Source organism: Acidovorax sp. NPDC077693, assembly GCF_044542805.1.
Classification (GTDB): Bacteria; Pseudomonadota; Gammaproteobacteria; order Burkholderiales; family Burkholderiaceae_C; genus Acidovorax.
The window spans coordinates 84968-108026 of the sequence record NZ_JBITVD010000010.1 but is presented as its reverse complement, the minus strand read 5'-3'; the positions used below and the strand labels follow the sequence as shown (position 1 = coordinate 108026).

At 67.6% G+C, this 23059-nt stretch carries 17 protein-coding genes; 13 read left to right on the top strand and 4 right to left on the bottom strand.

Features of this window, described 5'->3' with window-relative positions; all coding sequences use genetic code 11:
• Positions 1-37 precede the first annotated feature (37 nt).
• Positions 38-784, top strand: coding sequence for a Crp/Fnr family transcriptional regulator (locus tag ACIGHN_RS15580; protein WP_396505083.1), 747 nt, complete (start codon positions 38-40; stop codon positions 782-784).
• A gap of 111 nt (positions 785-895) precedes the next feature.
• Here ACIGHN_RS15580 and ACIGHN_RS15575 read toward each other — a convergent pair whose 3' ends face one another.
• Entirely contained in the window at positions 896-2623 is a 1728-nt protein-coding gene (locus tag ACIGHN_RS15575; RefSeq protein WP_396505082.1) for a methyl-accepting chemotaxis protein, read from the bottom strand.
• A gap of 450 nt (positions 2624-3073) precedes the next feature.
• Between ACIGHN_RS15575 and ACIGHN_RS15570 the strand changes: the two genes are divergently transcribed.
• The 7 genes from ACIGHN_RS15570 to htpG all read left to right on the top strand — a co-directional run bounded on the left by ACIGHN_RS15570 (position 3074) and on the right by htpG (position 12727).
• Positions 3074-3976: a DUF4394 domain-containing protein gene (locus ACIGHN_RS15570; protein WP_396505081.1), complete on the top strand. Its 903-nt coding sequence runs from the start codon at positions 3074-3076 to the stop codon at positions 3974-3976.
• An 8-nt stretch (positions 3977-3984) separates the two neighbouring features.
• Positions 3985-4641: a methylamine utilization protein gene (locus ACIGHN_RS15565; RefSeq protein ID WP_396505080.1), complete on the top strand. Its 657-nt coding sequence runs from the start codon at positions 3985-3987 to the stop codon at positions 4639-4641.
• Complete coding sequence (locus tag ACIGHN_RS15560; protein WP_396505079.1) at positions 4638-6980, top strand: putative bifunctional diguanylate cyclase/phosphodiesterase; 2343 nt, start codon at positions 4638-4640, stop codon at positions 6978-6980. Before ACIGHN_RS15565 ends, ACIGHN_RS15560 begins: the two co-directional genes overlap by 4 nt.
• A 104-nt stretch (positions 6981-7084) precedes the next feature.
• Positions 7085-8107: a pseudouridine synthase gene (locus ACIGHN_RS15555; RefSeq protein ID WP_396505078.1), complete on the top strand. Its 1023-nt coding sequence runs from the start codon at positions 7085-7087 to the stop codon at positions 8105-8107.
• Positions 8108-8214: 107 nt separating this feature from the next.
• Positions 8215-9504 carry an esterase/lipase family protein gene (locus tag ACIGHN_RS15550; RefSeq protein ID WP_396505077.1) on the top strand — a complete coding sequence of 430 codons (1290 nt, stop codon included), beginning with the start codon at positions 8215-8217 and terminating at the stop codon, positions 9502-9504.
• Positions 9505-9600: 96 nt separating this feature from the next.
• Positions 9601-10536: a hypothetical protein gene (locus ACIGHN_RS15545; protein WP_056409791.1), complete on the top strand. Its 936-nt coding sequence runs from the start codon at positions 9601-9603 to the stop codon at positions 10534-10536.
• 214 nt (positions 10537-10750) lie between these two features.
• Entirely contained in the window at positions 10751-12727 is a 1977-nt protein-coding gene (gene htpG, locus ACIGHN_RS15540) for a molecular chaperone HtpG (protein ID WP_396505076.1), read from the top strand.
• A 256-nt stretch (positions 12728-12983) separates the two neighbouring features.
• Here htpG and ACIGHN_RS15535 read toward each other — a convergent pair whose 3' ends face one another.
• On the bottom strand, positions 12984-13292 hold the full coding sequence (locus ACIGHN_RS15535; protein WP_056409786.1) for a hypothetical protein: 309 nt from the start codon (positions 13290-13292) through the stop codon (positions 12984-12986).
• Positions 13293-13624: 332 nt separating this feature from the next.
• Here ACIGHN_RS15535 and ACIGHN_RS15530 point away from each other — a divergent pair, with 332 nt between their 5' ends.
• The 5 genes from ACIGHN_RS15530 to ACIGHN_RS15510 all read left to right on the top strand — a co-directional run bounded on the left by ACIGHN_RS15530 (position 13625) and on the right by ACIGHN_RS15510 (position 20878).
• Complete coding sequence (locus ACIGHN_RS15530) at positions 13625-17092, top strand: IPTL-CTERM sorting domain-containing protein (protein WP_396505075.1); 3468 nt, start codon at positions 13625-13627, stop codon at positions 17090-17092.
• 207 nt (positions 17093-17299) lie between these two features.
• Positions 17300-17836 (top strand): exosortase H, encoded by a 537-nt coding sequence (xrtH, locus tag ACIGHN_RS15525; protein WP_056409783.1) that lies wholly within the window; start codon positions 17300-17302, stop codon positions 17834-17836.
• 19 nt (positions 17837-17855) lie between these two features.
• A complete protein-coding gene (locus tag ACIGHN_RS15520) occupies positions 17856-18476 on the top strand; it encodes an exosortase H-associated membrane protein (protein WP_056409779.1) in 621 nt (206 codons plus the stop codon).
• Between the two features lie 688 nt (positions 18477-19164).
• The gene (locus ACIGHN_RS15515) at positions 19165-19986 is read left to right on the top strand and encodes a hypothetical protein (protein WP_156370505.1); all 822 of its coding nucleotides are present in this window, start codon (positions 19165-19167) and stop codon (positions 19984-19986) included.
• A 133-nt stretch (positions 19987-20119) separates the two neighbouring features.
• Complete coding sequence (locus tag ACIGHN_RS15510; protein WP_396505074.1) at positions 20120-20878, top strand: hypothetical protein; 759 nt, start codon at positions 20120-20122, stop codon at positions 20876-20878.
• A gap of 139 nt (positions 20879-21017) precedes the next feature.
• Here the strand turns inward: ACIGHN_RS15510 and ACIGHN_RS15505 are convergent, their stop codons facing one another.
• A complete protein-coding gene (locus ACIGHN_RS15505) occupies positions 21018-21734 on the bottom strand; it encodes a response regulator transcription factor (RefSeq protein ID WP_396505073.1) in 717 nt (238 codons plus the stop codon).
• Between the two features lie 149 nt (positions 21735-21883).
• On the bottom strand, positions 21884-22960 hold the full coding sequence (locus ACIGHN_RS15500; protein WP_396505072.1) for a serine/threonine protein kinase: 1077 nt from the start codon (positions 22958-22960) through the stop codon (positions 21884-21886).
• Positions 22961-23059: the final 99 nt, after the last annotated feature.

The window sequence follows — 23059 nt, the reverse complement described above, 5'->3', positions numbered from 1 at the left end:
GGATTTCCCGTACCCACCGAACCGACCCCATCCCCCCATGGACCCCCGCACGCACCAGGACCTGTCGCTGCACCAGCGGCGCAGGCCGCCCACGGCCGACGAGCTCGACGGCATCCCGTGGCTGGACCAGCTGCAGCCGCCCGAGCGCGAGCGCGCCGTGGCGGCGCTGCTGGTGGGCGATGCCAAGGCGGGCGACTATGTGTGCCGCGTGGGCCGGCCGGTGACGTACTGGTTCGGCGTGGTGGAGGGCCTGCTCAAGATGAGCAGCGACAACGCGCAAGGCCAGACGATGACCTTCACCGGCGTGCCGCCGGGCGGCTGGTTCGGCGAGGGCACGGCGCTCAAGCGCGAGCCCTACCGCTACAACATCCAGGCGCTGAGGAGGAGCGTGGTGGCGGGCCTGCCGATCGACACCTTCCACTGGCTGCTGGACCACTCCATCGGCTTCAACCGTTTCGTGATGAACCAGCTCAACGAGCGGCTGGGGCAGTTCATCGCCGCGCGCGAGATCGACCGCTTCGGCAACCCCGACGTGCGCGTGGCGCGCAGCCTGGCGTCACTGTTCAATCCGGTGCTGTACCCGGGGGTGGGCGAGGTGCTGCGCATCACGCAGCAGGAGCTGGCCTACCTGGTGGGGCTGTCGCGCCAGCGGGTGAACGAGGCGCTCAAGGCGCTGGAGGCGCAGGGCGCGATCCGCGTGGAGTACGGCGGGCTGCGCGTGCTGGAGCTGGCGGCGTTGCGATCCAGCATTTTCCAGCTGCAGGCGCAGCAGGGCGCGGAGTGACCCGGCGCACCGCGAGATGACGTTGCGCGGTCGCAGGCCGGGGCCGTAGGCCGGTAGGAGGACGGGCTGGCAGACAGGCCGCCGCGCGCCCCGCCAGCCCGCCGGGGGCCGTCAGTGGCGCGGCAGCGACGGCAGGTTGCGGCGCGGTGCCTGCAGCGGATGGGCGGCCGTGCCGGGCCTGCGCGCAGCCGGTGCCGGCACGGGCGCGGATGCTGGCAGGGCGCCGATGGCCGGGGGTTCCCAGCTGTCGGCGTCGCCGCCGTTGCGCGAGAGGCGGAACGCGCCCACCATCTGCGTGAGCCGCCCGGCCTGGTCCTTGAGGCTGTCGGCTGCGGCCGCGCCTTCTTCGACCAAGGCGGCGTTCTGCTGCGTCATCTCTTCGAGCTCGCCCACCGACTGGCTCACGTGGCCGATGCGCTGGCTTTGCTCCTGCGTGGCGGCGGTGATCTCGCCCATGATGTCGGACACGCGGCGCACCGACAGCACCAGCTCCTCGATGGTCTTGCCCGCATGGTTCACCAGCGTGCTGCCCTCCTGCACCTGGTCGACGCTGGCGCCGATCAGCGCCTTGATCTCGCGCGCGGCGTTGGCCGAGCGGCCGGCCAGGTTGCGCACCTCGCCCGCCACCACCGCAAAGCCGCGGCCCTGCTCGCCGGCGCGGGCGGCTTCCACCGCGGCGTTCAGCGCCAGGATGTTGGTCTGGAACGCGATGCCGTCGATCACGCTGATGATGTCGGCGATCTTGCGCGAGCTGGCGCTGATGGTGTCCATGGTGCGCACCACCTGCGACACCACCTCACCGCCGCGCGTGGCGGCGTCCGATGCGGTGGAGGCGAGCTGGTTGGCCTGGCGGGCAGAGTCGGCACTTTGGGCCACGGTGCCGGTCAGGTCGACGAGCGACGTGGCGGCGCTTTGCAGGTTGTGCGACGTCTGCTCGGTGCGCTGGCTCAGATCGAGGTTGCCCGAGGCGACTTCGGAGCTGGCCACGAGGATGGAGTCCGCTGTCTGGCCGATCTCGCCCACCAGCGTGCGCAGGCGCTCCTGCATGGCGGCGATGGCTTCCAGCAGGCGGCCGGTTTCGTCGTGGATGCGCACTTCCACCGTCGAGGTGAGGTCACCGCGCGCGATGCGCTCGGCCAGCACCACCGCACGCCCGATGGGCGCGGTGATGCTGGAGGTGATGCGCCAGGCGATCAGCGCCCCCAGGCCGATGGCCAGCAGCACCAGCAGGCCGCCCACGGCGCGCGAGCGGCTCTGCGTGGTTTCAGCCGACGCGGTGGCCTCGGCATTGAGCGTGTTCTGCAGGTCGATGAGCTCGCGCAGCTTGGCGCGCCAGGCGGTTTCTGCCGGGGCCACGCGGGTCATCAGCGCGAGCGATGCGCTCACGGTGTCGCCGTCGTCGGCGGCCTTGATCGCCGTGTCCAGTTCGGGGCGCGCCTTGCGGCCGAGCTCCTGCACTTCACCCAGCAGCTTGACCTCGGCGGGCGTGGCGCTGTCGGGCTTGAGCAGATCGGCCAGGGCGGCCTCCTGGCGTGCGTATTCGGTCAGCGTCTTGCCCACGCTCACGATCTGCTCGCGCGCCTGCTTGGGGTCGATGTCGTTGAGCATCGCGGCCGAGCGGCCCTGGATGCCGATGGCGCTCACGCTCTCGAGCATGCCGTTGACCAGCTTGGCCTTGCTCGCGCCCGCACCGGTGATCTGGAGCATCTGGTCGTGCACCTTGCCGATGGACCACTGGCCCACCGCGGCCACGGCCAGCAGCAGCACCAGCAGGCAGCCAAAGCCCAGGGCCAGGCGGGTGGAGATCGACAAGGATTTGAAGGAGGAGGCGGCCGGCATGGTTTTTTTCCTTGGGTCTCGGTAAAGAAGCGAACAACAAACAAGCAAACGAACAAACAACGGGCGAACCCACCAAGGTCCATCGGTCGGTCAGGGTGCAAGGCGGGCGGTGCTACCGCGCGGTAACAACGGCGGAAGCAATATCGATGCCCATACCCGCCGGGCAGTGTAGGCAGAAAGTGCTGTTTGCGGCATGACGCTTGCGGATAGCGGCATGCCCAAAGCGCATAGCCTGTCTGTTACAAATGGCCGCGCCACGCAAGGCCGGATGGTGCGACGATAGATGGACCTGTGCAAGTCTGAAATTATGATTCAAAATAGGCTTTCACGCTTGTTTTTAAATCGTTTGTAGCTATTAAAATAATAGCAACTCCGGTGGCCTGCAATACCCTGTGCCGCATTTCGGCAGGGCCGTTGGGTTATAACCATGTTACAGATTCGAGGCCGTCGATGTCACTGAAATCCCTCTCTTTCGCGCGCCGTCCGGCCGCGGGTGTGCTGCTGGCGGTGGCTGCGTTCATCGCCGGCTGTGCCGCGCCGCCCGCTGCAGACCCGGCCCGGCGCGAGCTCGTCGTGGCCGTCACGGCTTCGCACGAACTCATCACCTTCAGTGCCGGCGAACCCGGTCGCATCCTCGAGCGCCGCCCCGTCACGGGCCTGGCCGCGGGCGACCGGCTCGTGGGCATCGACTTTCGCGTGGCGCGCGGCGTGCTGTATGCGCTGGCGCAGTCGGGCCGCCTGTACACGCTCGACATTCCCTCCGGCGCGCTGCGGCCCGTGGGCGCCGCGCCCGCGGTGGTGCCGCTCAGGGGCCAGGTGTTCGGCTTCGACTTCAACCCCGCGGCCGACCGCATCCGCGTGGTCTCCGACGCGGGCCTCAACCTGCGGCTGCACCCCGACACCGGCGCCGTGGTGGACGGCGATCCGGCGGTGGACGGCGTGCAGGCCGACCCCTGGCTGCGCTACGCCGCCAGCGACGTGAACGCCGGCCGCACGCCAAGCATCGCGGGCGCCGCCTACACCTACAACACCCAGGACAGCAAGCTCACCACCAACTACGCCATCGACCGCGCGCTGGGCGTGCTGGTGATGCAGGGCTCGCTCGAAGGCACCACGCCCGTGGTCTCACCCAACTCCGGCCAGTTGCGCACCGTGGGGCCGCTGGGCCTGGGGCGGCTGACCGACGTGTCCTTCGACATTGCCGACGTGGGCAACGCGGCGCTGGCGGTGGTGCGCACCGCGGCCGACAACCCGACGCGCCTGGTGCTGGTGAACCTTCAGACCGGCGCAGCCCAGCCCCTGGGCCAGGTGGGCGACGGCGCGCCGCTGGTCGGCATGGCCATCGAGCCCTGAGGCCGCCCATGCGCGCGCCTTCCATTGCCACCCAGGCCCGCGGCCGCACCGGCCACGCGGTGCGCGCGGCGCTGGCCTGCCTGGGCCTGGCCGGTGCGGTGGCCGGCGCCCACGCCGCCACCGTGCAGGTCGATGTGCTGGACGCCGCGGGCAAGCCCGTGGCCGATGCCGTGGTGCTTCTGGATTCGGCCGATGCGAAGAAGCTGGCCAAGCCCCTGGCCAACGCCGAGATGGCGCAGGAAAAGCGCCAGTTCGTGCCCGGGGTGCTGGTGGTGCCGGTGGGCTCGGAGGTGCGCTTTCCGAACAACGACTCGGTGCGGCACCACGTGTATTCGTTCTCGCAAACCAAGAAGTTCGAGCTCAAGCTTTATGCCGGCACGCCTGCCAACCCCGTGCTGTTCGACCGCCCGGGCGTGGCGGTGCTCGGCTGCAACATCCATGACCAGATGGTGGGCTGGATCCTGGTGGTGGAGACGCCGTTCTACACCCGCAGCCAGGCGGCCACCGGCCGGGCGCAGATCGACAACGTGCCGCCCGGCAGCTACACGCTGCGCACCTGGCACAGCCGCCTGCCCGTGGGCGCGCCCGCGCTGGAGCAGGCGATCACCGTGCCCGCCACGGGCACCGGCACCGCATCGGTGCGCATGACGGGGTTGTTGCCTTGACGCTGCGCTGGCCCCGGCGCAGCCTCATCGTGCGGCTGGTGGGGCTGTCGCTCCTGCTGCTGCTCATCGTGCAGGCGGCGGGCTTCGCGGTGGTGCGCGCCAGCATCGAGCGCAATGCCCGCACCCAGATCGCGCAGGCTCTGGACCTGGACGAGAACGTCTGGCTGCGCCTGCTCGACCAGAACGCCGACAAGCTGCGCCAGGGCTCGGCCCTGCTCGCGGCCGACTACGGCTTTCGGTCGGCGGTCAATTCGGGCGACGCGCAGACCATCCAGTCGGTGCTGGAGAACCACGGCAGCCGCATCGGCGCGGCCGTGACGGCGCTGCTGGGCACCGACCTGGAACTGCGCGCGGCCAGTCTGTCGGACAGCATGGAGGAGTTTCCGGCCACGCTGCGCCAGATCGTGCCGCCGCTGGCCGCCAAGCCGCAGGGCAGCCAGATCGCAGTGATGGGCGGCGTTCCCTACCAGTTCGTGATGGTGCCGCTGCGCGCGCCCGTGGTCATCGGCTGGGTGCTGATGGGCTTTCCCATCGACCAGCCGCTGGCCGATGAAATGCGCCGCCTGCTGTCGGTGCACGTGGTGCTGGCGCTCCAGGACAAGAACGGTGTGGTGACCATGCCGGTCTCCACCCTGCCGCCCGAGCCGCTGGCCCAGCTCAAGCGCCAGGGCGCCGGGGCCGGCGAGCTGACCACCGCGGACGGCACGCTGCTGGCGCGCGCCATCCGCATGGACAGCGTGGGCGGCGAGGTGCAGGCGCTGCTGCTGCGCTCCGTGGACGATGTGCTGGCGCCGTACCGCCAGCTGCAGGTGCTGCTGGCCATCATCACCGTGGCGGGCGTGCTGCTGTTCGCGGTGGGCACGGGCCTGATGGCCCAGCGCCTGGCGACGCCGCTGCGCTCGCTGCTCGGGGCCACGCAGCGGCTGTCGCGCGGCGAGTACGACGTGCCGCTGGCGCACACCCAGCGCACCGACGAGATCGGCAACCTGGCGCGCTCGTTCGACCGCATGCGCGTGGACATCGGCACGCAGCAAACCGAGATCCGCCGCCTGGCCTACTGGGACCGCCTGACCGGCCTGCCCAACCGCGAGCGCTTTCGCGAAGCCGTGGTGCAGGCCATCACGCAAAGCACCCGCCAGGGCGCGCCCGCGCAGCCGCTGGCCGTGCTCACGCTCGACCTGGACCGCTTCAAGCACGTGAACGACGTGCTGGGCTACGCGTTCGGCGACCGCCTGCTGCAGGCCGTGGCCGAGCGGCTGCGCCAGCAGGTGCGCTCCGGCGACGACATGGTGGCGCGGCTGGGGGGCAACGGGTTCGGGGTGCTGCTGCCCGACGCGGATGCCGCAGCGGCGCACGAGATGGCGCAGCGCATCACGCGGTCGTTCGAGGAGCCGCTGGCGTTTGCGGACCAGACGGTGGACCTGAGCGCGGGCATCGGCATCGCGTGCTGGCCGGGCGATGCGGACGATGCCGACACGCTGCTCAGCCGGTCCGAGATCGCGATGTACGCGGCCAAGCGCAAGCTCAGCGGCGCGCTGCAGTACGACGCCTCGTTCGACTCGGCCAGCTCGCTCACCCTGTCGCTGCTGAGCGAGTTGCGCCGCGCGGTCGAGCACAACGAGCTGCGCCTGTACCTGCAGCCCAAGGTGGCGCTGCACGGGCAGGGCGGCCTGGCGGCCGAGGCGCTGGTGCGCTGGGCGCACCCCCAGCGGGGCCTGGTGCCGCCGATGGAGTTCATCCCGTTTGCCGAGCAGACGGGCTTCGTGCGGCAGCTCACGCTGTGGATGTTCGAGGCCGTGGCCCGGCTGCTGGCCGACCCGCGCACGCAGGGCCTGCCCCTGCGGGTGTCGGTGAACCTGTCCACGCGCGACCTGCTGGACCCGGAGCTGAGCCAGCGCCTGGGCGCCATCCTGGTGCGCCACAACGTGCAGGCCGCGTCGTTTTGCCTGGAGATCACCGAGAGCGCGATCATGGACGACCCGCTGCGCGCCGAGGCCATGCTCAACAAGCTGTCGGAGCAGGGCTTCAAGCTGTCCATTGACGACTTCGGCACGGGCTACTCGTCGCTGGCGTACCTGAAGCGCCTGCCGGTGGACGAGCTCAAGATCGACAAGTCCTTCGTGATGGGCATGGAGGTGGGCGAGGACGACGCCACCATCGTGCGCTCCACCATCGACCTGGCCCACAACCTGGGCCTCACGGTGGTGGCCGAAGGGGTGGAGACGGCCGGCATCCTGGAGCGGCTGCGCGTGCTCGACTGCGACGAGGCGCAGGGCTACCACATCACCCGCCCGCTGCCGGTGGAGGATTTCCTGGCCTGGCAGGCGCGCCAGGGGTAAGCTTTCCGTTTTTCACCGGGGGCGGGTGCCGCAGCGGCACCGTTTCCGGTCTTTTGGCGCCGGGCCCGCAAGGCCCGACCGGCCCACAGGCGAAAATACGCGCAATGTCCTCTTCCAGCTCCCGCCCGCCCGCCGGCCCCGCCGCGGCCCCCGCCCCGGATGCCGGTGGCCCGTCCGCACCGCGGCCCGTGCTTCGCCGTCCCGTCATCGCGGGCAAGGCCGCCAAGGCCGCCCCTGCACGGCCCGCGCCGCCGCCCCGGCCGTCCCGCGCGCCTGCACCGTCGGGCTACCGCACCGCGTCGGGCACCGGGTTTGTCGCCCCGGTGCGCCAGGCCCCCGCGCCCGCCGCACGCACCGTGGCACCCAACGGCCTGGTCAGCTCGCGCCTGAACAAGCGCATGGCAGAGCTGGGCATGTGCTCGCGCCGCGAGGCCGACGAATGGGTGGCGCTGGGCTGGGTCAAGGTCAATGGCCAGGTGGCGGAGATGGGCCAGCAGGTGCTGCCCACCGACCGCATCGAGGTCGACAAGGTCGCGCAGAGCTTTCAGGAGCAGCGCGTCACCATCTTGCTGCACAAGCCCATGGGCTACGTGAGCGGCCAGGCCGAAGACGGCCACACGCCCGCCGTGGCGCTGATCAACCCCCGCACCCACTGGCGCGATGACCCGAGCCGCAACCGCTTCTCGCCGCCGCAGCTGCGCGGCCTGGCGCCCTGCGGGCGGCTCGATATCGACTCGGTGGGCCTGCTGGTGCTGACCCAGGACGGCCGCGTGGCGCGCCACCTCATCGGCGAGGACTCCACGGTCGACAAGGAATACCTGGTGCGCGTGCAGTACGGCGACATCACCACCGATGTGCAGTCGGCGTTTCCGCGCGAACAGCTGGCGCTGCTGTGCCACGGGCTGTCGCTGGACGGCCAAGCATTGAAGCCCGCGAAGGTCGAGTGGCAGAACCCCGAGCAGTTGCGCTTCGTGCTCAACGAAGGCAAGAAGCGCCAGATCCGCCGCATGTGCGAGCAGGTGGGCCTGAAGGTGGTGGGGCTCAAGCGCATCCGCATCGGCCGGGTGACGCTGGGCAACCTGCCCGTGGGCCAGTGGCGCTACCTCTCGCCCCATGAACAGTTCTGACGCCGCATGAGCGCACAGGCCCGCCTGCCGGGTGGGGATTCGGCTGGCCGGGTGCGGGCCGCAGGGCCCGCCATGGAGCCCGTTTGATCAGGATTGGACACACCGCCATGCCCTCCACGCCACGCCCCCGCTCACGCCCGCCGGTGGTCCCACCGGCGGCGGCGCGCCCCTTGCGGCAACTGCGGGCGTCGGACCTGCGCGGCGTGGCCCGGCTGGCCACCCAGGCCACCACGGGCATCACCCGCGTGGTCGAGGGCGTGCACCAGTCGGTGCTGGGCACGCTGGGCCTGCCGGGCGGCGCGCAGCCGGGCCAGGCGCGCGGGTTCACCGGGCTGGTCTACCAGAGCATCCGCGGCGTGACCCGTCTGGTGGATGCCGGCCTGCAGGCGGGACTGCAGCGGCTCGAACCCCTGGTGCCCCTGGTGCAGGGCCAGGCGGAGGCCGGCGTGCAGTGGGAGCGCCAGGCCGTGCTGGCAGCGCTGAACGGCGTGATGGGCGACCGGCTGCAGGCCGACCACAACCCGCTGTGCACGCCCATGGGCTTTTACCAGCACGGCCTGCCGCTGGACCCGGCCGCGCTGGGCGCTGCGGGGTGCGCCAGCGGCAAGCTGCTGGTGCTGGTGCACGGCCTGTGCATGAACGACCTGCAGTGGCAGCGCGGCGGCCACGACCACGGCGCCTACCTGGGAGAGGCGCTGGGCTACACGCCGGTCTACCTGCGCTACAACACGGGCCTGCACACCTCCACCAACGGTGCCGAACTGTCCCGGATGCTCGACGCACTGGTGGCGGCCTGGCCCGTGCCGGTCACGGACCTGGCGATCCTCGCCCACAGCATGGGCGGTCTGGTGGCCCGCAGCGCCTGCGAGCACGCGGCGGCCGGCGACCAGGCGCCGGCCACGCGCTGGCGGGGCCTGCTGCGCCACCTGGTGTGCCTGGGCACGCCGCACCACGGCGCGCCGCTGGAGCGGGCCGGCAGCTGGGTGGACGTGCTGCTGGGCAGTTCTGCCTATTCGCGCCCCTTTGCGCGGCTGGCGCAACTGCGCAGTGCCGGCATCACCGACCTGCGCTACGGCCACGTGTGCGATGCCGACTGGGCCGGGCGCGACCGCTTTCGCCAAAGCCCCGACCAGCGCACCCCCGTGCCGCTGCCCCCCGGGGTGGCATGCTGCACCGTGGCGGCCACGCTGGCGCCGCGGCGCAGCCCGGTGGCCGAGCGCCTGCTGGGCGACGGCCTGGTGCCATTGCGCAGCGCCCTGGGGATCCACGATGATGCGCGGCGTTGCCTGCACTTCGCGCAGGAGCGGCAGGCGGTGTTCCACAACATGGGGCATCTGGCGATGTTGGACGACGTGCGCGTGGCCCGCCAGGTCGAACAATGGCTGGAGACCGCGTGAAAACGACCGGAGGGTGCCTTTTTGATGCCAACGGTGCGGACGGACGTGGAGACGCCGCTACCATGCGGCTGTGAGAACCGAAACAAGGAGAAGCTAGTGAGCGACGTGAAATACCGCCTGGTAACCCGCAGCGACTTTGACGGCCTGGTGTGCGCCGTGCTGCTCAATGAGCTCAACCTCATCGACGAGATCACCTTCGTCCACCCCAAGGACATGCAGGACGGCAAGATCGCCGTCACCAGCCGCGACATCACCACCAACCTGCCCTACGTGCCGGGCGCCCATCTGGTGTTCGACCACCACGAGTCCGAAACCGTGCGCAACTCGGGCCGCCGCGACGAGAACCACATCATCGAGGCCCACGCCCCGTCCGCGGCGCGCGTGGTCTACAACTACTACGGCGGCAAGGCCGCGTTTCCGCGCATCACCGAAGAGATGATGGCCGCCGTGGACCAGGCCGACTCGGCCCAGTACTCGCGCGAGGACATCCTGGACCCGCAGGGCTGGGTGCTGCTGAACTACATGATGGATTCGCGCACGGGCCTGGGGCGTTTCCGCGACTTCCGCATCAGCAACTACGCGCTGATGATGGACCTGATCCAGTACTGCCGCGACCACACCATCGAAGAGATCCTGGCCCTGCCCGACGTGCAGGAGCGCGTGCAGCTGTACCGCGAACACGCCCCCAAGGCCAAGGAGCAGCTGCTGCGCTGCGGCATCGACATCGGCAAGCTGGTGGTGCTGGATTTGCGCGAGGAGGACACCATCTGGGCCACCAACCGCTTCATGATCTATGCGCTGTTCCCCGGCTCCAACATCTCCATCCACGTGATGTGGGGCCTGCAAAAGCAGAACACCGTGTTCGCCACCGGCAAGTCCATCCTGGACCGCAGCAGCCAGGTGCATGTGGGCAACCTGATGCTGGAGTTCGGCGGCGGCGGCCATGCAGCGGCCGGCACCTGCCAGGTGGCCAACGACCGGGCCGACAAGATCCTGCAGTCGCTGGTGCAGCGCATCACGCTGGAAGGCTGAGGCCGACGCCGCGCCCGGGGTGTCCGCCCGGAGCGCGCACCGTGGTGCCCGGCGGCGCCAACAATCGCTGGCTGCCACACCCGCGTCCGGGCCGTTCCCGGAGTCCTCTTGAAATGGGGCCGTGTGCCCCCACGTCATCGCCTGCCAGGCCGGGCGGCTCCCGCGGGGCTGCGCCGGCTGACGTTTTTTTATCCTGATCCAGAGCATTCATCCCATGAGCAAGCAAACCCTGTCCTTCCAGGCCGAAGTGGCCCAGCTGCTGCACCTGGTCACGCATTCGCTGTATTCCAACCAGGAAATCTTCCTGCGCGAGCTGATCTCCAACGCGTCGGACGCGTGCGACAAGCTGCGCTTCGAGGCGCTGAACAACAACGCGCTGTACGAAGACGCGCCCGACCTGCAAGTGCGCGTGACGTTCGACCAGGCCGCCAAGACGCTGACCATCACCGACACCGGCATCGGCATGAGCCAGCAGGAGGCCATCGACCACCTGGGCACCATCGCCAAGAGCGGCACCAAGGACTTCATGGGCAAGCTCTCGGGCGACCAGAAGCAGGACGCCCAGCTCATCGGCCAGTTCGGCGTGGGCTTCTACTCGGGCTTCATCGTGGCCGACAGGATCACGGTCGAATCGCGCCGTGCCGGCCTGCCCGCCGACCAGGGCGTGCGCTGGGTGAGCGGCGGCACGGGCGACTTCGAGGTGGAGACCATCACCCGTGCAGAGCGCGGCACCAGCATCATCCTGCACCTGCGCGACGATGCCGAGGAATACCTCAACGCCTGGAAGCTCAAGTCCGTCATCGCCAAGTATTCGGACCACATCAGCCTGCCCATCCTGATGGAAAAGGAAGAGTGGAAAGACGGCGAGCTGATCACCCCCGGCGACGAAGCCGGCGGCCGCCAGCCCGGCGGCATGGTCAAGACCGGCGAGTGGGAAACCATCAACAAGGCCAGCGCCCTGTGGACCCGCCCCAAGAAGGACATCACCGAAGAGCAGTACGCCGAGTTCTACAAGGCCATCAGCCACGACCACGAGGCCCCGCTGACCTGGGCGCACAACCGCGTCGAGGGCAACACCGAGTACACGCAGCTGCTGTACATCCCTGCCAAGGCGCCGTTCGATCTGTGGAACCGCGACAAGAAGGCGGGCGTGAAGCTCTACGTCAAGCGCGTGTTCATCATGGACGACGCCGAGGCGCTGATGCCCACCTACCTGCGCTTCGTCAAGGGCGTGATCGACTCGGCCGACCTGCCGCTGAACGTGAGCCGCGAGCTGCTGCAGGAAAGCCGCGACGTGCGCGCCATCCGCGAAGGCTCGACCAAGCGCGTGCTGGGCATGCTGGAAGACCTGGCCAAGCACGACAAGCACGAAGCTGCAGCCGGTGGCGATGACGGCGTCACCGATGTGGTCGATGCCGACGACAAGGCCAAGGAAGGCAAGTACACCGCGTTCTACGCCGAGTTCGGCTCGGTCCTCAAGGAAGGCCTGGGCGAGGACTTCGGCAACCGCGAGCGCCTGGCCAAGCTGCTGCGCTTTGCCAGCACCGCCAGCGACGCCGTGACGGTGGGCTTTGCCGACTACAAGGCGCGCATGAAAGAGGGCCAGGAGGCCATCTACTACATCACCGCCGACACCCTGGCCGCCGCCAAGAACAGCCCGCAGCTCGAAGTCTTCAAGAAGAAGGGCATCGAGGTGCTGCTCATGACCGACCGCGTGGACGAGTGGGCGCTGAACTACCTGCACGAGTTCGACGGCACCCCGCTGCAGAGCGTGGCCAAGGGCGCGGTGGACCTGGGCACGTTGCAGGACGAGGCCGAGAAGAAGGCCGCCGAAGAAGCCGCCGAGGCCTTCAAGCCCCTGCTCGCCAAGCTCAAGGAAGCCCTGAAGGACAAGGCCGAAGACGTGCGCGTGACCACCCGCCTGGTGGATTCACCCGCCTGCCTGGTGGTGCAGGACGACGGCATGAGCACCCAGCTGGCGCGCATGCTCAAGCAGGCCGGCCAGCAGGCCCCGCAATCCAAGCCCGTGCTGGAGGTCAATGCCGAGCACGCGCTGGTCAAGAAGCTCGACGGCAGCGTGCACTTCCACGACCTGGCGCACATCCTGTTCGACCAGGCCCTGCTGGCCGAAGGCGGCCTGCCCGAAGACCCGGCAGCCTACGTGCGCCGCGTGAATGCGCTGCTGGTCTGATGCGGCCGGGCTGGTGATGGCATCGGCCTGTGCCTCTCTCTGCCTCTGACGCTGGCCGGTAGAGCGCAAGCAGCTACTTATTTGATAGCAAGCCCGGGCTCCGCAAGGACCCGGGCTTTTTTGCGCCATCAACGCACGCGGGGCGCAGGCTGCAGGGGGGCGATGCGCACGCCGAAGTCCGTGCCAAGTTCGTGCCCGATCCGTGCCCGGTCCGTGCCCGAACCGTGCCAAGGGCGCACGAGTGGCACCCCGCGGCTCACTCCTCGGGCTGCGCCTGCTCCAGGATGCGGCTGTGCGCGCGGTTGCGCTCTTGCGGGTCGGCGTCGATCAGGTCCTTGAGGGCGCTCTTGGAGGCCTGCATGCCTTTGCGCCGGTCGTTCTTGACGGGCATGTTGCGCCAGCCCGAAAGCACCAGCCAGTCCCACAGGTCGGGCGGCACATCGTGCGTGATGGTCATCTTGATCGGGCCCCGAACGATGGTGGCGCCCACCGGGGGGAGTGAGCCGACGGGCGCGGCGCGGCGCTTCTGGCGAATCGAGAGGGCGTTGCGAATCCAGTCCTTCATGGGGTGGGTGGTCCGTTCACAGGGTTGGTCATGGGTGCAGCATATATCAGTGGCCGAGATGCGGCCATGCAGCAGATTGCACGGATCGAATTGTTCAATGCCCGTGGCGGCGTGGCACAAACCCAACGCTACCAGTCGGTAGAATGTGAACGATTGTTGCAACGCGGCCTGCCGGCCGTAGTGCCGATAGATTCGGTCCCAGCCTTCAGCCGCTGTGCTCAAGGCAGATTTCACGCACTCCCTTTGCACCGACTTTGTTCCAACCCGAAAGGGGCTTGGTGAGGTTGCGGCGTGACCCAAAAGGCTTGAGCCATTCACACCCAGGAGCATTTATGTTGTTCAGTTCATTGGCGCGCCTGTTCGCGCGAGAACATCCCCCCAGCCGGCAGCTGCCGGCCTCGGGCGATACCTTGCCTGCCGCCCCGGGCGCCGCGGTGAAACCGCGCGCCGTGCGGCGCCTGCGCTGGTTGCTGTTGGCCGGTGGCCTGTGCGCGGGGGCTGCGATGGCGCAGTCGGCCGACCTGGTGGTGAACCATGCGGACTCTCCGGACCCGGGCCCTGCCGGCGGCATCTTCACGTACACCCTGCGCATCGACAACAACGGCCCCAATGCCGCGACCGCCGTGACCCTGGTCGACACGCTGCCCACGGGCTCGGCCTTCATCGACGTCAACACCACCGCCGGCACCTGCAACCAGGCCGGCGGCACCGTCAACTGTGCCCTGGGCAACATTCCGTTCAATGCGAACCAGACGGTGACCATCCGCGTGCGCCTGCCCTCCGCCGGCGTGTGGACGAACACCGCCACGGCGGGCAGCAGCACGTCCGACCCCAACACCAGCAACAACGTCAACAGCATCCAGGACACCACGGCCACGCAGGCCGCGGACCTGGCACTCACGGCCACGCCGTCGCTGGCCAACGTGACCGCCGGCCAGAACTACAGCTACGCGCTGCAGGTGGCCAACAACGGCCCGGATGCGGCCACCGGCAGCCAGCGCATCAGCTTCACCGTGCCCGCAGGGGCCTCGGTGACTGCGGCGCCTAGCGGCGGCGGCTGGACCTGCACCCCCTCCGCAGGCTATCCCCTGGCCAGCGGTGCGTCCGTGGCCTGCACGCGTGCGGCCACGCTCGCCAACGGTGCCACATCGTCCGTGCTCACGGTACCGGCGGTGTCCAATGTGAACGGCACGGTGACCGCCGCGTTCGCGGTGGCCGGCATCAAGCCTGACAACTCCGCCATGCCCGATGGCGATGCGTCCAACAACACCGTGTCCGCCGACGTGACGTCCGCCTCCGGGGCCGACGTGCAGATCTCCAAGTCCGCTCCCGGCGGTACCAATGTGGCGCTGGGCAGCGATGTCTCCTACACGCTCACGCCGCGCCTGAACGGCGGTGTGCTGCTGACCGGCCAGCCCATCACGGTGACCGACACGCTCGGTGCCGGCCTGTCCTTCGTCTCCGCCAGCGGAGCCGGGTGGACGTGCGATCCCACCATCACCTGCACGCGCACGGAGTACACCGGCGCCAACTTCACCAACATGCCGGTCATCACGGTGGTGGCCACCGCGACCAGCACGGGCGCGCTGACCAACACCGCTGGCATCAGCACCGCGTTGTCGGACCCGGTGCCCGCCAACAACACCGCCTCGATCAATGTGACATCGAGCAACGACGCGGACATGCAGCTCACGAAGACGGCCAGCATCAACCCCGTCGTGCCCAACCAGGCGTTCAACTACGTACTGACCGCACGCAACGCCGGTCCGCTGGCCGTGCCCGCGGGCCAGGACATCACCGTCACCGACCAGGTGCCTGCGGGCGTCACGCTCAGCGCACCCCTGACCGCTTCGGGCTGGACCTGCGATGCGCTGCCCTTCACCGGCCCCGGCGCCTGGAACTGCACGCGCAACTCGGGCCTTGCGGCCAACACCAATGCACCCGCCATCACCGTGTCTGCGGTACTGACCGGCACCGGCACCGCCACCAACAACGCCTGCGTCGCCCTGGGCGGCGGCGGGCGTGTGGACGGCAACGGCGGCAACAACTGCACGGGCGTCGCCGTGTCTTCCACCGTCACGCAGGCCGACCTGCGCGTGGTGTCCAAGACGGCAGCGCCCGACCCTGTGGTCGCAGGTGCCAACCTGACCTACGTGATCACCGTGGAGAATCTGGGCCCTGCCAGCGCCACCAACGTGGTGGTGTCCGACACCCTGGCCAGCCTGGTCAACACCGGGGGCTTCCAGTCGGCCACGCCATCGCAAGGTACCTGCACGCCCAACAGCGTGACCAATGGCACGCAGCAGAACCTGAGCTGCAACCTGGGCGCCCTCGCCATGGGCGCGCAGGCCACGGTGACCGTGGTGGTGCGCCCCAGCATCGGCGCCACCGGCCCGCGCACCAACACCGCGACGGTCCGCTCCACCGATGTGGGCGATCCGGTCCAGAGCAACAACAGCGGCAGCGTGACCAGCCAGGTCACGGCCATCGTGGACGTGACCGCGGCCAAGACCGCGACCCCGGCCTCCGTGCCAGCGGGCGCACCCATCACCTTTGTCGCCACCATCGGCAACACCGGTCCTTCGAACGCGCAAACGGTGCAGATGGTGGATACGCTGCCATCGAACGCGGCCTTCATCGACATCGTCTCGGTGAGCGGCGGCGGCACATGCACGCCCATCACCGCAGGGGCCGTGGGCGGCACGCTGACCTGCAACTGGGGCAGCATCAACGCCGGCGTGCAGCAGACGGTGACCTACCGCATGCGCCCCCTGGGCACGGCGGCGGGCGGCACGGTGGTCAACAGCCTGGCGGCGACCACGGCCACGGCCGAGTCGAATGCGGGCAACAACAGCGCCACCACCACCACGGCCGTCACGGCCGCTCAACTGGACATCCTGGTGAACAAGGTGGACAGCGCCGACCCGGTGGACCTGGGGCAGCCGACGACGTACACCATCACCATCAACAACAGCGGCCCGTCGTTCGGTACCAACGTGGTGATGACGGACATCTTCCCTGCGCCCGGCTCCGCTCCCACGGCTACGTTCAGCTACCAGGGGGCCCTCACGGTCAACGCCGGCGGTGTGTGTACCGAGCCCTCGGTCGGCTCCACCAGCGGCACGCTGCGCTGCGTGTTCCCGGGCCTCAGCAGCGGGCAGACGGCCACCGTGACCTATGCGATGCGCGCCGAGACCCTGACGGTCGCAGGTGCCACCAGCGGTACCGCGTTCAACCGTGCGAGCGTGACGGTGGACGAAACCGAAACCACGCTGGCCAACAACGTGGTGACGCATGACACCACCGCACGCCGCTTCACCGTGGCCACCGACCTGGCCCTGGTCAAGACGGCCCCCGGCGGCCCGCTGGCCCCCGGTGCGACCCTGGACTACACCCTCGTGGTCACCAACAACGGCCCCCTGGCGAGCGATGGTGCGCAGGTGGTGGATGCCTTGCCTGCCGGCGTGGACTTCGTCTCGGCCGTGGGCTGCGTGAACGCCGCCGGAACAGTGCGCTGCGCGATCGGCCCGCTGGCGGTGGGTGCATCGCGCACGTTCACCGTTCGCACGACGCTGAGCTCGCCCTACACAGGCGCGCGGCCGCTGGTGAACAACGCCAGCCTGGACGCGCCGGGCGACACCAACCCGGCCAACAACACCTCCAGCGCCACCACCACCGTGTCCACGCCACCCGGCGGCGCGACCGGCATTCCCACGCTGTCCGAGTGGGGCCTCATCCTCCTGTCGGGGCTGCTGGCACTGATGGCCTTCGGCCACGCTGGCGCCATCCGCCGCAGGTAACAGGGCGCGCTGCGGCCCGCGCGAGCGGGCCGCAGCCAACCCCCCGAGCCTTCTTCACAGGCCAGCACGGCGACACCGGCGTGCTGGCCTGTGGCGTTTGTCGATAATGCGCGCTTCGCCATGCATCGCTGGCTTTGTCTTGCCTGCGCCGCTCGCTCGCACCCGCTGCCAGTGCCGCCGGCGCTGCCTTGTTGTCCCGGAGTTCCCATGCTGCGTTTCTTCCTTACCTTTGTGGTCCTGCAACTCACGCTCTTCGGCATCAACATGCTGGGGGTGGTGCAGCAGCACGTGGTGCTGCCGTGGACGGCACTGCTGGCCCGCGCCTGCGTGGCGCTGGTCACGCTGTTCGACTCCACCGCAGCCGCGGCGGGCAAGGTGCTGTGGAACACGGTGACGGGCTTTGGTGTCTCCATCGAGCCGGGCTGCAATGGCATCGAAGCGTGCATCGTGCTGTTCGCGGCGGTGATGGCGTTCCCGGCGTCCTGGCGCCACAAGCTGGTCGGCCTGGTCGTGGGTTTCGTGGCGGTGCAGGGCCTGAACATCGTGCGCGTGATCAGCCTTTTCTACCTGGGCCAGTGGAGCACGCCGGTGTTCAACTTCGCCCACGAATACCTGTGGCAGGCGCTCATCATGCTGGACGTGCTCATCGTCTGGCTGCTGTGGGTGCGGGCCGACGCCAGGGCCCAGGCCCGTGCCAACCCGGCCCCCAAGCCCGGTACTCCCGACACCCCGGCCGCCGCCTGACCCCACGGAGACCCACTGCATGCGCCGCCTCTCACCGCTCACGGTCTTCGTGCTCTCGGCCTTTGGCTGGATCGTGGTGCTCACCGCACTGTGGTCGCAGGTGTCCGCCTGGACGTCCTATCCGGTGGGTGTCCTCTCGCACATCGCGCTGGAGCAGGGGGCGCCGATGTGGATCCGCCAGGCGACGGTGACGCCAGGCAATATCGAGGTGGATACCGCTGTGTCGGTGCCCGTGCCGGAGCAGGGCGGACGCAGGGGAGAACTCACCGTGGAGGCCAACCCTGCGCGTTATGCCTATGGACTGCCGATCTTCCTGGCCCTGCTGTTTGCGGCGCGGGGCAAAGGGCTTGGCTGGCGCGCGGTGGCGGGCTGGGCCCTGCTGCTGCCGGGGCAGGCGTTCAGCCTCACGATGTCCCTGCTCATGCAGATCGTGATGGCGGCACAGACCAATATCCGGCTGCTGCGCGTCTCTCAATGGCAGATGGAGGCCATCATCTACGGTTACCAACTGGGCTCGCTGGTGCTGCCCACCCTGGTGCCCATCTTGCTGTGGCTGTGGCTGGATCGCCGGTTCGTCCAGGATGTCCTGGTGCGCGGCTGGCGCGATTCGCTGGCGCCATCGGCCCCCCCGCAGTCCTGAGGGCTTGCGGACTCGCGGGGGCGCTGGCAGAGCGTTCAAGTGGTGGTGGGGAGGGGGAGCGTTCGACCTCCCCATCGAAAGGGTGGGCGCCGTGGCGTGTAGCCGACCCTGAGTCTTGGCCGGCAGGCGCGGGCGGTGAGGCAAACACCGGCATTCCCGCACGCCGACAGCGCCGCAGGCGTTGCCACTGCGAGCTTCGAACGGGTATGGCCTGCGGGCTACAGCGGGCCCCGTGCCGAAGGGGCGGTGGCGCGGCGGACCAGTTCCTGTACGAAGCCCGGCACTGGGCTCCGGCGAATCGGCGATAGAGCCGATGCCGCAAGCGCAATGCTCGCGGCTCAGGCGCCCTGCCGTGCGTTTCTTGGGTCTGTTGAAGGATTCACTCTGGATCCGGTCCTACGCCCACTTGCGCGGTCCAGAGACGCCATTTCAATAACTTGCTTTAGATTTTGCCGAGCGGCAGTTAATCGCCATTTGTCGCTCTTGTCGACGGCTTTTTTGAATAAACATACTCTTTGCAAAAGCTACATTCAATATGTGCATGGGATATCGGTGCACGCTTTGTTGCAACGCAATATTTGGCATTTTGATACAAGGAGTGTTTGATATGAATGAAGCAATTCGACTGGTGCCTGTTTTCGCCTTCTGATACCGATAGTTCAAAAAGTTTTCAACTTTGGAGAAAAAAATGAAGAAGAGCAAAATCGACAAACTGAAAATTCTGGTGTTTTTTGCTGGAACGACTGTATCGACAATGTCGTTCGCCGTGCATGAGCGACGACAGGAAATACCTGCCATGGCTGGCACTGAGATTCACATGGAGAATGGGGAGAGCTGCACGGTAGGCGGTGTCTTCAGAAGAAGGGGCTTTTGGCAGAACATTACAGCGTACCGAAAGAATACGCGGTACGCTGTGACTGCAAGGCACTGTGTGGTGGCAAACGAAGAGGTGAGGGTGGGCCTTGGCTTCAACAGCGGGCAGTGGCTCGGGAAGGTCGTCTGGTTGGATCAGATTCGGGACGTAGCCATGGTGCGTGTGCCGCCTGACGTGACCTGGAATCACGTGTGTGTAGTCGACCCCAAATGGAACAATCCTTGCCATTTGACGTACACGACCACACCGCGTGCAGTAGGGAGGGTGATCACTGTACCCTTCGGATTACCTACATTTTCATCATTGCCTCTTGCAGGCGTGGGCTCGCCCGCACCGGGTTTGCCGTTTTGTACCAGCGGCGCTATCACCAATATCACTTGCGATTGGGTCAGTGCTCCCATTCCGCATGGTCCGGAGTCTCCACCGGAAGGCGTTGCCAAAGGGGCTATCAATACACTTCGGCCGGTACAGCCTGGTGATTCTGGAGGGGCCGTCGTGAGTACGCATAGGCTTCTCTATGGATTCATTTCTTTCAGGCAGAACCCATTGGACCCCAATCTTCCGTATTTTATGGGATACACCCCGGTTGAATATTTTCATCAGCTGCAGCCTGATTATAGTTTGGCCCCGCCTTGATGCGGGCGCACCCGTCGGCAGTCAATGGGCCTTGGATTTCGTGGGAGCGTTTCCCGTTGGAATCTTCGAATCCGTGGGGTGACGGATTGCTGATTTCCTGATTTTCAAACACCAACGAACATGAGATGAAATCATGATGTACAAATCTCCAAAATTATTCCTGCGCAGTGGTCTGGCAATGGCTGTGCTGGCTTGTGGAACGGCGGCTGGAAACGTCTGGGCACAACAAAATTACTTCACAGGTCTGGACCCGCACATATTCGTACAAAATATGCCTCCTCCGAAAGGGCATCCCTCGTACGTCAGGGCCCAGCAGATGCTGGATTGCCAGGATCTGCTGGATGAAATCTCCGACCTGGAATCAGCTGGCCCAGTCCGTTCCGTGCAAGACCTTGAGTTGCCGGAGGTTCAGCAAAGGATATTTTTTTTAGAGGTGCGCAAAATCCTTTGCCAGGACGTGCCGCCGGAAGACCGCCCCCTCATTCAAAAGCTGATGACGGAAGCCGCGTTGGCAGGCGATCCGGGTGCCAGAACGTTCAAGGCCATCGAAAAACTTGTCCATGAAGAGTCGTCCAAGAAGTGGAACGATCCTGCGAGTGAAAACGCCAAACTCGCAGCCAAGGAACTTCTCGGCTTGGCCATGACCGGCGATCCAGTCGCGATGTCCTATGCCTATGAAATTACGGTCACCGACCGGTATCATCTCTATGACCCGGTAGAGTCTGCGGCCTGGAAATTGGTTTTGTCGCCAGATCCGTCTGCTGAAATTCTCGATCCGTACATCGCGGGCGAATTGCTGCCCAGTAATGTGCCAGCCGGCAATGTGGATCGTGACAAGGTGGTCGCCAGAGCGCAAGTCATCTTCAATGCGTGTTGCGCCATGCGGCCATAGGAGAACATCAGAACGAGGTCGACGAACGCGAGTTCTGTCCCATGCCGGTCAGGCGAGCCCTGACTGGCATTTTCTTTGGCGCGTACTGGCTGCGGGGTGATCGCTGCGCCTTGCGCGCCAGCGGCCACAGCCTGGCGCCTTACCCTGCGGCGGTGGCTCTCCGCTGCATTCCAGGCAAGTCCAGCCGATACCCCATGCCGTAGACCGACGTGATCGTGTAGCCGCTTTCCGGCGTCAATTCCAGCTTGCTGCGCAGGCGCGAGACATGTGTGTCCAGTGACCGCGACGGCGCTTCGTTGATCTCACCCCAGACCACTTCGCGCAGGTGCGCACGCGATAGCAGACGGCCCGCGTTGCGGAACATGAACAGCGCCAGTTCGTACTCGCGGTGCTTGAGGTTCAGGGGTGTGCCGCGCAGCAGCAGCAGCCGCTTTTGCAGGTCGAAGCGGTAGGGGCCGAACTCCTGCCGCGCAGCGGCACCCAGCGCTTCGGGGTAGGCGCGGCGCAGCAGTGCGGCCACCCGCGCCGCCAGTTCGCCCATGCGCAGGGGCTTGACCATGTAGTCGTCGGCGCCGCGGTTCAGCGCCTCCACCACATCGCGCTCGTCGTGGCGGCTGGTCACGAAAAGGATGGGCAACTGCGGGCCGATGCCCTGGCGCACGCTGTGCACCACGTCAATGCCCTCCATGTCGGGGAGGTGCCACTCCACGATGAGCAGGTCGAAGGTTTCATGCCGTGTGTCCATGAGCAGGCTCGCGCCGCTCGCGTAGACGTGGCAGACATGGTGATGGCGTTCGAGGTGGGCCTTGATGAGCTCCAGAAGGTCGGAGTCATCGTCAAGGACGGCAATGCGCATGGTGGTGTGATGAGGGGGTCAGCCCTTGGGAATCGATACGAAAACGCCTCTCGGGGAGGCGCTTTGATATTGCCCGACATCCACCGGTTGTGCGCGCGAGTTGACAATCGTTTGCAGTGGCGCCGAGGCCTGCGCAGCGCGCGCAGCCGCTACGCCGCCAGCGGCTCTTCCTGCATTGCTTCGCACTGCTCGATGAGCATGTCCACCTGCCCGCGCCAGTAGTCGCTGCTGCCGAACCACGGAAAGTTGGCCGGGAAGATCGGGTCCTGCCAGCGGCGTGCCAGCCAAGCGCTGTAGTGGATGAGGCGCAGCGTGCGCAGCGGCTCGATCAGCGCCAGCTCGCGGCGGTCGAAGCTGCGGAACTGCTCGTAGCCGTCCAGCAGGGCGCTGAGCTGGTGGGTGCGCTGGCGGCGGTCGCCGGACAGCAGCATCCACAGGTCCTGCACCGCGGGGCCCATGCGGGCGTCGTCCAGGTCCACGAAGTGCGGGCCGCCGCGGCCGTATTCGTCCAGCGGCGTCCACAGGATGTTGCCGGGGTGGCAGTCGCCGTGCAGCCGGATGGGCGTGGCGTCCTTCAAGCCAAAAGGGCTGCTACCGCTCGATGGTAAAGCGCTAGCAGCTATCAATTCAATAGCTTTGTCGCACTGGGCCTTCCACGTGGCCTGCATGTCGAGCGGGATGATCTCGTGGGCGAGCAGCCAGTCGCGCGATGCGGTGGCGAAGGTCTCCACGTCCAGCAGCGGCCGGTGCACGAAGGGCTGCGCCGCGCCCACGGTGTGGATGCGCGCCAGAAAGCGGCCGATCCATTCCAGCACCTCGAAGTCGTCCAGCTCGGGCTGGCGCCCGCCGCGCCAGGGGCTGACCGAAAACGCGAAGCCGTCGTGCTGGTGCAGCGTCTGGCCGTTCAGCACCATCGGGCCGACGGCGGGCACCTCGGCGGCCATCAGGTCGGCGGCGAAGGCGTGCTCTTCCAGGATCTGCGCCTCGCTCCAGCGGCCGGGGCGGTAGAACTTGGCGACCACGCGCTGGCCGTCTTCCAGGGTGACCTGGTACACGCGGTTTTCGTACGACGACAGGGCCATGAGGCGGCCGTCGCCGTACAGGCCCACGCCGGCCAGCGCGTCGAGCACATGGTCGGGTGTGAGCTGGGCGTAAGGGTGCAGCGGGTGAGGCGAAGCGGTCGTGTCAGCGGCGTCGGGCGTGCTGTCGGGGGGCGGTCGGGTCATGCCCCATTGTCGCCGTGCGCCGCCGCCGTGCAGGCGGTGGGGTCGCTACGCCGCTGCAGAGCGCCCGGAAGTCCCTGGGCAACGGCCTGCGGCGGTCGC